Source organism: Streptomyces sp. NBC_00433, from assembly GCA_036015235.1.
Taxonomy (GTDB): domain Bacteria; phylum Actinomycetota; class Actinomycetes; order Streptomycetales; family Streptomycetaceae; genus Actinacidiphila.
The window spans coordinates 8,731,825-8,744,988 of record CP107926.1 but is presented as its reverse complement, the minus strand read 5'-3'; the positions used below and the strand labels follow the sequence as shown (position 1 = coordinate 8,744,988).

12 protein-coding genes are annotated in these 13,164 nt (G+C 73.3%); 9 read left to right on the top strand and 3 right to left on the bottom strand.

Going from position 1 to position 13,164, the window contains the following annotated elements; genetic code table 11:
* The first annotated feature begins 214 nt into the window (after positions 1–214).
* Positions 215–679 carry a universal stress protein gene (locus OG900_37930; GenBank protein WUH95379.1) on the top strand — a complete coding sequence of 155 codons (465 nt, stop codon included), beginning with the start codon at positions 215–217 and terminating at the stop codon, positions 677–679.
* Here the strand turns inward: OG900_37930 and OG900_37925 are convergent.
* Positions 663–1,247, bottom strand: coding sequence for a winged helix-turn-helix domain-containing protein (locus tag OG900_37925; GenBank protein WUH95378.1), 585 nt, complete (start codon positions 1,245–1,247; stop codon positions 663–665). The genes OG900_37930 and OG900_37925 overlap by 17 nt on opposite strands.
* 384 nt (positions 1,248–1,631) lie before the next feature.
* On the opposite strand from OG900_37925, the gene OG900_37920 reads away from it, so the two are divergent.
* Positions 1,632–3,734, top strand: a complete 2,103-nt coding sequence (locus OG900_37920; GenBank protein ID WUH95377.1) for an FUSC family protein — start codon at positions 1,632–1,634, stop codon at positions 3,732–3,734.
* Positions 3,735–3,815: 81 nt separating this feature from the next.
* Positions 3,816–3,968: a hypothetical protein gene (locus OG900_37915; protein WUH96099.1), complete on the top strand. Its 153-nt coding sequence runs from the start codon at positions 3,816–3,818 to the stop codon at positions 3,966–3,968.
* 52 nt (positions 3,969–4,020) lie between these two features.
* Here the strand turns inward: OG900_37915 and OG900_37910 are convergent, their stop codons facing one another.
* A complete protein-coding gene (locus tag OG900_37910) occupies positions 4,021–5,277 on the bottom strand; it encodes an acyl-CoA dehydrogenase family protein (protein WUH95376.1) in 1,257 nt (418 codons plus the stop codon).
* 147 nt (positions 5,278–5,424) lie between these two features.
* Between OG900_37910 and OG900_37905 the strand changes: the two genes are divergently transcribed.
* The 6 genes from OG900_37905 to OG900_37880 all read left to right on the top strand — a co-directional run bounded on the left by OG900_37905 (position 5,425) and on the right by OG900_37880 (position 11,444).
* The gene (locus OG900_37905) at positions 5,425–6,066 is read left to right on the top strand and encodes a TetR/AcrR family transcriptional regulator (GenBank protein WUH95375.1); all 642 of its coding nucleotides are present in this window, start codon (positions 5,425–5,427) and stop codon (positions 6,064–6,066) included.
* Between the two features lie 193 nt (positions 6,067–6,259).
* Positions 6,260–7,498, top strand: coding sequence for a MurT ligase domain-containing protein (locus OG900_37900; GenBank protein ID WUH95374.1), 1,239 nt, complete (start codon positions 6,260–6,262; stop codon positions 7,496–7,498).
* Positions 7,499–7,568: 70 nt separating this feature from the next.
* Positions 7,569–8,297 (top strand): glutamine amidotransferase, encoded by a 729-nt coding sequence (locus tag OG900_37895; GenBank protein WUH95373.1) that lies wholly within the window; start codon positions 7,569–7,571, stop codon positions 8,295–8,297.
* A 167-nt stretch (positions 8,298–8,464) separates the two neighbouring features.
* Positions 8,465–9,490: a 6-phosphofructokinase gene (locus OG900_37890; GenBank protein WUH95372.1), complete on the top strand. Its 1,026-nt coding sequence runs from the start codon at positions 8,465–8,467 to the stop codon at positions 9,488–9,490.
* 139 nt (positions 9,491–9,629) lie between these two features.
* Positions 9,630–10,586, top strand: coding sequence for a cytochrome c oxidase assembly protein (locus OG900_37885; GenBank protein ID WUH95371.1), 957 nt, complete (start codon positions 9,630–9,632; stop codon positions 10,584–10,586).
* 144 nt (positions 10,587–10,730) lie between these two features.
* On the top strand, positions 10,731–11,444 hold the full coding sequence (locus tag OG900_37880; protein WUH95370.1) for a 1-acyl-sn-glycerol-3-phosphate acyltransferase: 714 nt from the start codon (positions 10,731–10,733) through the stop codon (positions 11,442–11,444).
* 97 nt (positions 11,445–11,541) lie between these two features.
* On the opposite strand, the gene OG900_37875 is transcribed toward OG900_37880, so the two are convergent.
* Complete coding sequence (locus tag OG900_37875) at positions 11,542–13,128, bottom strand: alpha/beta fold hydrolase (GenBank protein WUH95369.1); 1,587 nt, start codon at positions 13,126–13,128, stop codon at positions 11,542–11,544.
* Positions 13,129–13,164 lie beyond the last annotated feature (36 nt).

The following is a 13,164-nucleotide window of genomic DNA, read 5'->3' as shown; positions in this document are numbered from 1 at the left end:
AAACCTCCCCGGTAGCGGCGTGGGCGGCGGGCCGGAGCACGGGCGCGGACCTGACCGTGGTGCGCGAGCCGGGCGACGGGGACGCTGCCTGTTTCACTCCTCCCGGAAAGCGTGCCCCGCAAAGGTGCCCATGTCGTGGCAATACACCCATTGGGGTGAGCACGCTGGGTGTTCAGGGGTGAAACCGCAGGCCGCGGGCCGATAGCCTGACCGGGTGGACGAGCAGAAATCCCCTACGCGGTTCGAACGCGGTACGGACGGTCCGAAGGTGATCGTGGCCGGCGTGGACGGCTCCGACTCGTCCTGGCGCGCCGCCGCGTATGCCGCGGGGCTGGCGCGTCGGCAGAACGCGCTGCTCGCCCTGGTCTACGTGCAGCCGTACCTGCCCGGCGGCGCCGCGCTCGGCGTCCCGGTCTCCGAGGTCGACACCGGGATCGCCGCGCAGCTGGTGGCCGAGATCCGCGCCTCGGTGGAGCGGCTGCGCGGGACCTTCCAGGTGCGCTGGGAATTCCACACCTTCCGCGGCGACCCCTACGGCGGGCTCGCCGCGGCGGCCGACCAGCTGACCGCGGACGCGGTCGTGGTCGGCTCCTCGGAGCGGGCCGGCCACCGGCTGGTGGGCTCGGTGGCCGTCCGGCTGGTGAAGGCGGGCAAATGGCCCGTCACCGTCGTGCCGTAGCCCCCTGCTGCGACCGGTCGCCCTGCGCGGGGGCGTACTTGTAGCCGACCCTGCGCACGGTCACGATGCTGCCGCGGTGGTCGGCGCCGAGCTTGCGGCGCAGCCGGGCGATGTGCACGTCGACGGTGCGGCCGTCCCCGACGTGGCCGTACCCCCAGACGGTGGTGACCAGTTGGTCGCGGGAGTGCACCCGGTGCGGGTGGGCCACCAGATGGGCCAGCAGTTCGAACTCCAGGTAGGTCAGGTCGAGCTGGCGGTCGTCGACCGCGGCGGTGCGCCGGTCCTCGTCGATCCGCACCCCGGCGGCGGGGGCCGGGGGCAGGTCGACGGCGGGCGGCGGCACCGACGCGCCGGGCTCCGCGGGCACCAGCACCAGGTAGCCGACCATCGGGGCGCCCCCGGCGACCGCGGGCAGCACGTGGCCGGGCGCGGGCAGCCAGGTGGCGCCGGGCGGCAGGAAGTCAGGGGCGGGCGGCACCTCGTCGGGGCGTACCGCGCGCAACCGCTGCCGGTGGGCGGCGGCCGCGGAGTGTGCGGGCAGGGCGGTGACGGAAGGCAGGTTCGACATGGTCGGCTCTTTCGCGCGAAGGGTCGTGGGACTCCGTTGTGCGCGGGACCGGTTGCCGCCGCAGAGCGCCCCGAGGGGGCGACGGGCTGCCGGCAGGTCAGCGAGTGACGCAGGTCCGCGCGGGGATCGCGCGGCAACACCAGCGGTCGAAGTGGTGCTCCTGCCGGGACGGCCAGAAGGGCTCGAGGTCGCTGCGACCTGTCCCGGTGTCAGTAGTGCTGGCCATGTCCCCCATTGAAGCAGACGGCGGCCTCGTGGTGTGAGGGTCGGGGCGGGCCCGGGAGTGCGCCTCGTCACCCCACGGCCTGGGCGTGTCCCGTATCTGCTGGTCCGAGGCATTTCGCAGCCGCCCCGCGGTTCGTCCTTCTGCCTATTCTCTGCACCATGACGTGGTTGCGTGCGCTGCGGGAGACCGCGAGGTCCGGCCTGCGGGTGGAGCGGACCCGTCTTGAGCCGCTGGTGGCGCTGCGCGCGGCCGGCGGGGTGGCGATCGTGGTCGCGCTGGCGCTGTGGCTGTGGTCGCCGCCGGTCGCGGCCTCCTCGGCCTTCGGGGCCTTCGCCGCCGGGGTGGCGACCTTCCAGCGCAGCTGGCGGCCGCGCCCGGTGCTGGCACTGGCCGCCGGCGCGGGGCTGGCGGTGAGCACCTTCCTGGGATATCTGGCCGTGTCGCACCTGGTGCTCTTCGTCGTGCTGCTCACGGTGTGGGCCTTCGCCGCGGGGATGGCGTGGGCGCTCGGCCCGACCACCGGGATGGTCGCCTCGCTGACGGTCGCGGTGATGCTGGTGACGGTCACTCTGCCGACCTCGATGCTCAGCGCGTTGCACCACGCGGCGCTCGTCGGGCTCGGCGCACTGGTCCAGGCGGCCCTGATCGTGGTCTTCCCGATCCGCCGCTGGGGCGCGCAGCGCGACGCGCTGGCCGACGCCTTCGCGGCCGAGGCGGACTACGCACGGCGGCTGCGGCAGGACCCGACGGCGCCCTTCGACGCCGCGGCGCTGATGGCCGCCCGCAGCGCGGCCGTGGTGACCGCGCGGCAGGCCAGGCGGCGGCCCGAGGAGCTGCACGGAAACCGGGTGCTGGCCGAGCGGATCCGCCCGGTGCTCGCGTCGCTGGCCGACCCGACGGTGGGCGCCGCGGCCGAGGGCCCGGAGCGCGACCGGGCGCGCGAGGTGCTCGCGGTGGCGGCGACCGTGCTGGACGCGGTGGCCAGGGCCATCAGGAACGGCGACGCGGTAAGGGTGCCGGAGCGGGCCGACTCGCTGCTGCGGGCCGACGCTCCGGGCGCGGACCTGACCGGCGCCGCCCGCAGGTCGGCGACCCGGCTGGTGTCGCTGCTGAGCGCGGCCGTGGAGCGGGCGGAGGGCTCGGGGCCCTCCGACGCGACGGGCACCGCGCTGCTGCTGCGCCCGTCGGTGGGCGAGCTGCTGCCGACCGCGGTGCGTACGGTACGCCGCCAGGTGCGCTGGGACGCGCCGGTCTTCCGGCACGCGCTGCGGGTCTCCGCGGTGTCCGCGGTCGGCTATCTGCTGGGCACCGCGCTGCCGCTGGGGCACGGCTACTGGGCGCCGCTGGCGGCGGTGATGGTGATGCGGCCGGACTTCACGCAGACCTACGAGCGCGGGGTGGCGCGCTTCGCCGGGTCGCTGGTGGGTGTCGCGCTGGCCACCGCGATCACCCAGGTCGCGCACCCCGGCACCGATGCCTTCGCGGCGCTCGCGGTGGTCAGCATCGGGCTGATGTATCTGCTGATGCGCAGCGGTTACGTGGTCGCGCAGGCCTGCGTGGGCGCCTATGTGGTCTTCCTGCTCGGCATGGGCGGTACACAGCTGGAGCAGACGGTGCGCGACCGGGTGCTGCTGACGCTGCTGGGCGGGCTGCTGGCGATGGCGGCCTACGCGGTCTTCCCGGCGTGGGAGACGCCGCGGCTGCGGGACCGGCTGGCGGAGTGGATCGAGGCGACGGCCGGCTATGCGGCGGCGGTGATGGAGGCGCACGCCGATCCGTCGCGGCGGCGTCCCGGTGCGGTGCGCCGGGCGCTGCTCGACCTGCGGGCCGCCGGCGCCGCCTGGGACCAGGCCGTGACCAGGGCCGACGCGGAGCCGGTGCGGCACCGCGGCCTGTCGCGCAGCGCCGTGCGGGACGCGGACGCAGCGCTGTCGGCGGTGGGCCGGGTGGGACTGGTGATGGAGGCGCACCAGCCGTCCAAGGACGCGGCGCCGGTGCCGGAGGCGGCGGTCTTCGCGGCGGCGCTGCGGAAGACCACCGAGGCGGCGGCCGGCGAGGTCAGGGCGCGCAGGGCGCCGGACTGGAAGGCGCTGCGCGCCGAGCTGGGCGGCTGGCCGTCGGACCCGGCGGGCGACCGGGTCGTACGCCGCGGCGCCGAGCTGCTCGTCGACACGCTGGACGAGCTGGCCGAGGCGCTGCGCCCCAGGTCGGCGGGCCGGCGCCACCCGGCGGACGGCGCGGCGGGGCCCGCGCCGCGATAGTCGGCGCGGCACGGGGGTGCCCCCGGCCGGCGGCCGGGGCGGGGGTCTAGGGTGGTGGGCCGGACCAGAAGGAGCCTTCCCATGCACATCGGCGCGATCCATGACGTGACGAACCTGGCGATGTCGGACTCGGCGGGACCGGGGCCGGTGATGCGTACGGTCATCGTCGCCACGGTGGTCGGTGTGGCGCTCATGGCCTGGTTCCTGCTGCGCGGCTACGGCAACGACAAGTGACGGCCGCGCGGCCCGCCGCACCCGGCCGGGGCGCCGGCGGGCCGCGCCGGGGTCAGCGGATCGGGACGCCGGACAGCGTCCTGGCGATCACCAGCCGCTGGATCTCGCTGGTGCCCTCGAAGATCGTGTAGATGGCGCTGTCGCGGTGCATGCGCTCGACCGGGTATTCGCGGGTGTAGCCGTTGCCGCCGAGGATCTGGACGGCCTGGGCGGTGACCTTCTTGGCGGTCTCGCTGGCGAAGAGCTTGGACATCGACCCCTCGGCGGAGGTGAAGGGCTTGCCCGCGGTCGCCATCCAGGACGCCCGCCACACCAGCAGCCGGGCCGCGTCGATCTGCGTGCGCATGTCGGCGAGCTGGAAGGCGACGCCCTGGTTGTCGATGATCGGGCGGCCGAACTGCTCGCGCCCGGTGGCGTATTCGAGGGCGTACTCGTAGGCGGCCCTGGCGGTGCCCACCGCCATCGCGCCGACCGCGGGCCGGGAGGCCTCGAAGGTGGCCATCGCCGCGTTCTTCACCCTCCCCCGGCCTTCGGCCGGGGATTCCCCCACGCCGCCGCCGGCCGCCGCGCGCTCGCGGACCCGGGCCAGCCGCTCGTCGAGCTTGTCCTTGCCGCCGAGCAGGCAGTCACCGGGGATCCGGACGTCCTCCAGGACCACCTCGGCGGTGTGCGAGGCGCGGATGCCGTGCTTCTTGAACTTCTGGCCCTGCGACAGGCCCGGGGTGCCGGGCGGCACGATGAAGGACGCGTGGCCCCGGGTGCCGAGGTCGGGGTCGACCACCGCGACGACGACGTGCACGTTCGCGATACCGCCGTTGGTGGCCCAGGTCTTGGTGCCGTTGAGCACCCACTCCCCGGTGGCCTCGTCATGGACCGCGCGGGTGCGCATGGCGCCCACGTCGGAGCCGGCGTCGGGCTCGGAGGAGCAGAAGGCGGCGAGCTTGACGTCGTCGGCGTCGCCGTACATCTGCGGGACCCAGGTGCCGATCTGCTCCTCGGTCCCGTTGGCCAGCACGCCGACCGCGGCCAGGCCGGTGCCGACGATGGACAGGGCGATGCCGGCGTCACCCCAGAACAGCTCCTCCATCGTCACGGGGATGCCGAGACCGGTCGGGTCGAAGAACTGCTGGGCGTAGAAGTCCAGCGAGTACAGGCCGATCTTGGCCGCCTCCTGGATGATGGGCCACGGGGTCTCCTCGCGTTCGTCCCATTCGGCCGCGGCCGGGCGCATCACGTCGGCGGCGAAGCCGTGGATCCAGTCGCGCACCGACCGCTGGTCATCGTTGAGATCGAGCGTGAAGTCGCCCATCGTCCCCTCCACATGCTAGTTACTTGCGGTAACAGCAGTCTGTTACCGTCGGGTAAGCGATGTCAACTCGCCAAACTCCGCGTGAGCGCCCGAGCCGGGGGTGTTACGTTGCGCAGACCACCGGCAATCGAACAAGCGGGAGGCGCGGTGGAGACCGGCCAGCGCGAGGACCAGCGGGCGGCCACGCAGCGGCGGCGTACCGAACTGCTCGAAGCCGCCGAGCGCGTGGTGCTGCGGGACGGCCCCGAGGCGTCGATGAACGCCATCGCGGCCGAGGCCGGGATCACCAAGCCCATCCTCTACCGGCACTTCGGCGACAAGAGCGGCCTGTACCGGGCGCTGGCCAAGCGGCACACCGACGCCCTGCTGGCCACCCTGCGCACCGCACTGGACTCCCCCGGCGACCGCAGGGACCGGGTCGAGGCGACGCTGCACGCCTACCTCTCGGCCATCGAGACCCGCCCGCAGGTCTACCGCTTCCTGATGCACCCCGCCGAGACCCCCTCCGACGAGAAGGGCTTCGACGTCGGACGGCACTCCGTACCGCTGCTCCGCCGGATGGGCGAGGACCTCGGCGAGGTGATAGCCGAGCGCCTCGACCTCGGCCCCGACACCCGCCAGGTGGCCCGGGTCTGGGGGCACGGCATCGTCGGGATGATGTACGCGGCCGGCGACTGGTGGCTCGGCGAGCGCCCGCTGTCGCGGGACCTGCTGGTACGCCACCTCGCCGACCTGCTGTGGGGACGCCTCGCCGAGACCGGCGACCGGGCGGGCAGCCGGGGGCTGTGACCGCGGGCCGCGGCGGGCGGCCGGGCAGGGTGGCCACCGGGGCGCCGGCAGGCGCCGCGGTGCCCTTCCGCGGCCCGGAGTCGATAGGCTGACCTCGACCGGAACTTGCCGGCCGCCGCAGCGGCCGCCCGGGGGACGGAAAACCCGGCCGCCGCAGGCGGCATCGCGGCCGGAGTCGAGGAGGAAGCAGACGATGGCAGGCAATTCGGAGCCGCTGTCGCCACGGGCGAAGCTGGCCGTGACGGCGGGCAGGGCGGCGGCGGCGGTTTCCCGCGCGGCGGGCAAGGGCAGCGGGTCGGTGATCGGCGGCAAGGTCGCGCTGCGCTTCGACCCCGACCTGCTGGCCAGGCTCGCCCGGCACCTCGACGTGGTGCTGGTGTCCGCCACCAACGGCAAGACGACCACCACCCGGCTGCTCGCCGAGGCGCTGCGGGCCGGCGGCCCGGTGGTCTCCAACGCGCTCGGTGCCAACATGCCCGCCGGTATCACCTCCGCGCTGGCCGGCGGCTCCGACGCCCGCTTCGGCGTGATCGAGGTGGACGAGAAGTACCTGGCCGGTGTCGCCAGGGACGTCGCCCCCAAGGCCATCGCGCTGCTGAACCTGTCGCGCGACCAGCTCGACCGGGCCGCGGAGACCAGGATGCTCGCCGAGAAGTGGCGCGAGGGCCTGGCCGGCTCCGAGGCGATCATCATCGCCAACGCGGACGACCCGCTCATCACCTGGGCCGCCTCCTCCAGCCCCACCGTGGTGTGGGTGGCGGCCGGCCAGTCGTGGAAGGACGACGCCTGGTCCTGCCCGTCCTGCGGCGGTGTGCTGCAGCGCCCGGACGACGACTGGTACTGCGGCGAGTGCGGCTTCCGCCGCCCCACCCCGACCTGGGCGCTGTCCGGCGACCACGTCATCGACCCCTACGGCGTCGCCTGGCCGATCCACCTCCAACTGCCCGGCCGGGCCAACAAGTCCAACGCGGCCGTGTCCGCCGCGGTGGCCGCCGCCTTCGGCATCGACCCCAAGGTCGCGCTGGAGCGGATGTTCAAGGTGCAGGCGGTCGCCGGGCGCTACGACGTGGTGTCCTTCCTGCAGCGCGACCTGCGGCTGCTGCTGGCGAAGAACCCGGCGGGCTGGCTGGAGACCTTCTCGCTGATCGACGGCCCGCCCACCCCGGTGATCCTCTCGGTGAACGCGCGCGGCGCCGACGGCACCGACACCTCCTGGCTGTGGGACGTGGACTACCCTCGGCTGGCCGGGCACCCGATCATGGTGATCGGCGACCGCAAGCTCGACCTGGCGGTCCGGCTGGAGGTGGCCGGCCTGCAGTTCAAGGTCTGCGCCAACCTCGACGAGGCGGTACGGTCCGCGCCGCCCGGCCGGATCGAGGCGATCGCCAACTACACCGCCTTCCAGGACCTGCGCCGCCGCGTCGGCAACTGACCCCGGGCACCCCGCGGGCGACCGTACGCCCGCAGCCCCCGCCGCTGCCGACCGACAAGGAGAAGCACGTATGAGTGAGTCCAGCCTGCGCCTGGTGTGGGTCTACCCCGACCTGCTGAGCACCTACGGCGACCAGGGCAACGCGCTGGTGGTGGAGCGCAGGGCGACGCAGCGCCGGGTGCCGGTGACCCGGGTGGACGTCCGCTCCGACCACGCCATCCCGACCTCGGGCGACATCTACCTGATCGGCGGCGGCGAGGACCGCCCGCAGCGGCTGGCGGCCGAACGGCTGCGCCGCGACGGCGGGTTGAACCGGGCGGTCGCCAACGGCGCGATCGTCTTCTCGGTGTGCGCCGGCTACCAGATCCTCGGCCACGAGTTCATCAACGACCTCGGCCGCCCCGAGCCGGGCCTCGGCCTGCTGGACGTGGTCAGCACCCGGGGCGAGGGCGACCGGTGCGTCGGCGACGTGCTCGCCGACATCGACCCGCAGCTCGGCCTGCCGCCGCTGACCGGATTCGAGAACCACCAGGGCATCACCCACCTCGGCCCGACCGCCCGGCCGCTGGCCCGGCTGCGGGTCGGCAGGGGCAACGGCACCGGTGACGGCACCGAGGGCGCGTTCAACGACACCGTCTTCGGCACGTACATGCACGGCCCGGTGATGGCCCGCAATCCGCACATCGCGGACCTGCTGATCAAGCTGGCGCTCGATGTGAACGCGCTGCCGCCGGTGGACGACCAGTGGTACGACGCGCTGCGGGCCGAGCGGATCTCGGCCGCCGTACAGCCCGCCTGAGCGGCCGGGCGTCACGCTGCGCGTCCGTCGCACGGAATTCGGGTAATCGTCAGGTGTCCGCAGTGCGGTCGGCGTGGAGGCGTGCCCTCGCGGCTCGGTAAGCTTGCGGAGATCCATCCGGACGACGGGGTCCGGCCGTCCGGTCGAGTTGCGGGAGTAGCGAGAGCATGCGTATTGGTGTACTGACCAGCGGCGGCGACTGCCCCGGGCTGAACGCCGTCATCCGGTCCGTGGTGCACCGCGCCGTCGTGGACCACAATGACGAGGTCATCGGCTTCCACGACGGATGGAAGGGGCTGCTCGAATGCGACTACCGCAAGCTCGACCTGGACGCGGTGAGCGGCATCCTGGCCCGCGGCGGCACCATCCTCGGCTCGTCCCGGGTCCAGCCCGCGCATCTGCGCGGCGGCGTGGAGCAGGCCAAGGGCCATGTCGCGGACCTGGGCCTCGACGCGATCATCCCGATCGGCGGTGAGGGCACCCTCAAGGCGGCCCGGCTGCTGTCGGACGCGGGCCTGCCGATCGTCGGGGTGCCCAAGACCATCGACAACGACATCTCCTCCACCGACGTCACCTTCGGCTTCGACACCGCCGTGACGGTCGCCACCGAGGCGCTCGACCGGCTCAAGACCACCGCGGAGTCGCACCAGCGGGTGCTGATCGTGGAGGTCATGGGGCGGCACACCGGATGGATCGCGCTCCACTCGGGCATGGCCGCGGGCGCGCACGCCATCGTGGTGCCCGAGCGGCCCTTCGACGTCGCCGAGCTGGCCGCACTGGTCGGCAAGCGCTTCGAGGCGGGCAAGAAGTTCGCCATAGTGGTGGTGTCCGAGGGCGCCAAGCCGCGCGAGGGCACCATGGAGTTCTCCTCCGGCGCCACCGACGTCTACGGCCACGAGCGCTTCAGCGGTGTCGCCAACCAGCTGTCGGTCGAGCTGGAGGAGCGCCTGGGCAAGGAGGCCCGCCCGGTGATCCTCGGCCATGTGCAGCGCGGCGGCACACCCACCGCGTACGACCGGGTGCTGGCCACCCGCTTCGGCTGGCACGCCGTCGAGGCCGTCCACCACGGCCGGTTCGGCATGATGACCGCGCTGCGCGGCACCGACATCACCCTGGTGCCGCTCGCCGACGCGGTGCAGCACCTCAAGACCGTCCCGGCCGACCGCTACACCGAGGCCGAGTGCGTCCTGTGAGCCGCTGACCTCGACAGCGCCGCCCCGCCGGGCACGCAGCCGCCCCCGCCCGGACCGCCGGACGGGGGCGGTCCTACTCTGGAGCGGGCACAACGGTCGAATCGGCCTGCTGCCGGTCGACGCGAGCGAGGAGTGACTGATGGACCACGGCGGTGGCGGCATGCACATGGACCTGCCGCCGTTCACCCTCGGCCGGGGCCTGGCCTTCAGCACCGGCGACCCGTTCTTCCTGGTCGGCTGTGTGCTGCTGCTCGTGCTCTACGGCGTGGCCGTGCTGCGGCTGCACCGGCGCGGCGACCGCTGGCCGGTGGGGCGTACGGCGGCGTTCGCGCTCGGGGTGCTGACCATCGGCGTGACGATGTGCACCCGGCTCAACGACTACGGCATGGTCCTCTTCAGCGTGCACATGGTGCAGCACATGATCCTCAGCATGCTCTCGCCGATCCTGCTGCTGCTCGGCGCCCCGGTGACGCTGGCGCTGCGGGCCCTGCCGACGGCCGGCCGGGGCAGGACCGGGCCGCGCGAGCTGCTGGTGAAGCTGCTGCACAGCAGGTACCTGCGGATCGTCACGCATCCGGCCTTCACCATCCCGCTGTTCATCGCCAGCCTGTACGCGCTGTACTTCTCGCCGCTCTTCGACTTCCTGATGCGCAGCGAGGCCGGGCACCTGGCGATGATGGTGCACTTCCTCGCGGTGGGCCTGCTCTTCTTCTGGCCGATCATGGGCGTCGACCCGGGCCCGCACCGGCCCGGCTACGTGATGCGGATGCTGGAGCTCTTCGCCGGCATGCCCTTCCACGCCTTCTTCGGCATCGCGGTGATGATGGCCAGCGAGCCGCTGGTGACCACCTTCAAGCACCCGGCGGCGTCGCTGGGCGTCGACGCGCTGAACGACCAGACCGCGGCGGGCGGTATCGCCTGGGCCTTCAGCGAGATCCCGTCGGTGATCGTGCTCGTGGCACTGCTCTTCCAGTGGTACACCTCCGAGCAGCGGCAGGCCCGCCGCCAGGACCGGGCCGCCGATCGGGACGGCGACGCGGAACTCGTGGCCTACAACGCGTATCTGGCCTCCCTCGAAGCCCGCGGCCGCGGCTGAGATCCCCCGCACGGGTTGCCCGTCCCCGCCGTGACCGCCGCGCGCTGGTCGCGGCCGGTGGGCGGGCACTACTCTGCCGGGGCGCGGGTGGACCGGCGCAGCGCGGCCCGGGCGCACCGGGACCTGTCGAGGGGGAGGCGGCCCGTGTTCTACCGGGTGCTCAAGTACGTGATTCTCGGGCCTTTGCTCCGGCTGTTCTTCCGGCCGCGGATCGAGGGCATCGAGAACATCCCGGAGACCGGCGCGGCCATCATCGCCGGCAACCACCTGTCCTTCTCCGACCACTTCGTGATGCCGGCGATCCTGCCCCGCCGGATCACCTTCCTGGCGAAGGCCGAATACTTCACGGGCCCCGGGCTCAAGGGTCGGCTGACCGCCGCCTTCTTCCGCGGGGTGGGCCAGATCCCGGTGGACCGCTCGGGCGGCAAGGCCTCGCAGTCGGCGATCGACGCGGCGCTGGGCGTCCTGGGCCGCGGTGAGCTGCTGGGCATCTACCCCGAGGGCACCCGCTCGCACGACGGGCGCCTCTACCGCGGCAGGACGGGCGTGGCGGTGATGGCGCTGCGGGCGCACGCGCCGGTCGTGCCGTGCGCGATGCTCGGCACTTTCGAGCTGCAGCCGCCCGGCCGGAAGATCCCGCGGATCGGCCGCGTCACCATCCGCTTCGGCGCCCCGCTGGACTTCAGCCGCTTCTACGGCATGGAGGACCGGCGGGAGGTGGTGCGGGCGGTGACCGACGAGATCATGTACGAGCTGCTGGCGATGTCGGGCCAGGAGTACGTGGACCGCTACGCCGGTGACGTGAAGGCCGAGCAGGTCCAGCAGAAGGGCGTGGCGGCGCGGCTGCGCCGCAAGTAGCCCCACGCCGCCACTGTCCCGTCCCCGGCACGACGCCGCCGCCCGCACCCGTGGATCGGGTGCGGGCGGCGGCCCGTCGTACGTCAGACGCGTGCGGCTACGGCACGGGGGTGGCGTGCGGTCCGCAGACCACGTCGTGCCGGTCGAGCGTGCCGTGCAGCAGGTAGTCGTCCACACGGGAGTTGATGCACGGGTTCACCAGGTTGGTGACGCCGTGCGAGCCCGCGCCCTGCTCGGTGATCAGCCGGGAGCCGGCCAGCCGGCGGTGGGTCTCCAGCGCGCCGGGATACGGGGTCGCCGCGTCGTTGGTGCTCTGCACGATCAGCACACCGGGCAGGCCGTGGTGCGAGCGGACGTCCACCGGGGTCTGCTGCCGCACCGGCCAGGTGGCGCACGGCAGGTTCAGCCAGGCGTTGGACCAGGTCAGCAGCGGGTAGTCCGCGTTCAGCCTGGTGTTGTCGCGGTCCCACTTCTGCCAGCTGGTGGGCCACTTCGCGTCGGTGCACTCCACCGCCGTGTAGACCGCGGTGCCGTTCTCCGCGGTGGCGTTGCCCGCGGTGTCGGACAGGTCGGGGGCCGCCGCGTCCAGCATCGCCTGGGTGTCACCTGCCGCGTACCTGCTCCACACGCCGGCGACGGTGGCCCAGGTGGAGTCGTAGTAGGGGGCGTTGGTGAAGAAGTTCAGCAGCTCGTTGGGGCCGACGACGCCGCCGATCGGATGCGCCTTGGTCGCCGCCCGCAGGGCCACCCACTTCGCCTGGACCTGGGCGACGGTGCTGCCCAGGTGGTAGACGGAGTCGTACTTCGCGACCCAGGCCTCCCAGTCCGCCCAGCGGGCCTGGAAGGCCACGTCCTGGTCGAGGTTGTTCTGGTACCAGACCTGGTCGCGCGACGGGTCGACCACGCTGTCGATGATCATCCGCCGGACGCGGGTCGGGAAGAGCGTGGCATAGACCGAGCCGAGGTAGGTGCCGTAGGACACGCCCAGGTAGTTGAGCCGGTCCTCGCGCAGCGCCGCCCTGATGACGTCCAGGTCGCGGGCGGTGTTGGGGGTCGTCATCTGGGAGAGCATCGCGGCGCCGGTGCGCTCCAGGCAGCCCTGGGCGTATTCGGCGGCCAGCTTGCGCTGCGCCCGCTTGTCCGCGTCGGTGTCAGGCACCGGGTCGGCCTTCGGCGCGGAGACGTACGCGGTCGGGTCCTCGCAGGAGATCGGCGCCGAGTGGCCGACACCGCGCGGGTCGAAGCCGATGAAGTCGTACGCCTTGGCGGTCTTCGTCCACAGCGGGGCCGCGGTGGTGCTGCGCACCGGGAAGCGCAGGCCGGAGCCGCCGGGGCCGCCCGGGTTGTAGACCAGCGCGCCCTGCCGCTCCTGGGCCGTACCGGTGCTTGCGGCGCGGTCCACGGCGAGCTTGATGGTGGCGCCGTACGGTTTGCGGTAGTCGACGGGTACGGTCACCCAGCCGCACTGGACCGGTGCCGCCAGGCCCCAGCCGGCGGGACACGCGTCCCACTGGATGCCGGTGCGCCGGGCGTTGACCGCGGCGATGGCCTCGCCGACGGCCTCCGGCACGGTCACCGCCCTCGGGTGGTGCGCGCCGGCGGCCCCCGCGGTGGCGACCGGTGCCGCGGCGATGGCGCCCGCGATCAGGGCGCCGGTGGAGACGAGCACGATCGTGCGTCTCACGTCGAACCTCCCCCTCTGGACCGTGGCTTGTGACCA

Bases quoted from the DNA above. Each gene is read 5' to 3' on its own strand.
- OG900_37925 (WUH95378.1), bottom strand. From the start codon at position 1,247: ATGTCGAACCTGCCTTCCGTCACCGCCCTGCCCGCACACTCCGCGGCC.
- OG900_37920 (WUH95377.1), top strand. From the start codon at position 1,632: ATGACGTGGTTGCGTGCGCTGCGGGAGACCGCGAGGTCCGGCCTGCGG.
- OG900_37915 (WUH96099.1), top strand. From the start codon at position 3,816: ATGCACATCGGCGCGATCCATGACGTGACGAACCTGGCGATGTCGGAC.
- OG900_37910 (WUH95376.1), bottom strand. From the start codon at position 5,277: ATGGGCGACTTCACGCTCGATCTCAACGATGACCAGCGGTCGGTGCGC.
- OG900_37900 (WUH95374.1), top strand. From the start codon at position 6,260: ATGGCAGGCAATTCGGAGCCGCTGTCGCCACGGGCGAAGCTGGCCGTG.
- OG900_37895 (WUH95373.1), top strand. From the start codon at position 7,569: ATGAGTGAGTCCAGCCTGCGCCTGGTGTGGGTCTACCCCGACCTGCTG.
- OG900_37890 (WUH95372.1), top strand. From the start codon at position 8,465: ATGCGTATTGGTGTACTGACCAGCGGCGGCGACTGCCCCGGGCTGAAC.
- OG900_37885 (WUH95371.1), top strand. From the start codon at position 9,630: ATGGACCACGGCGGTGGCGGCATGCACATGGACCTGCCGCCGTTCACC.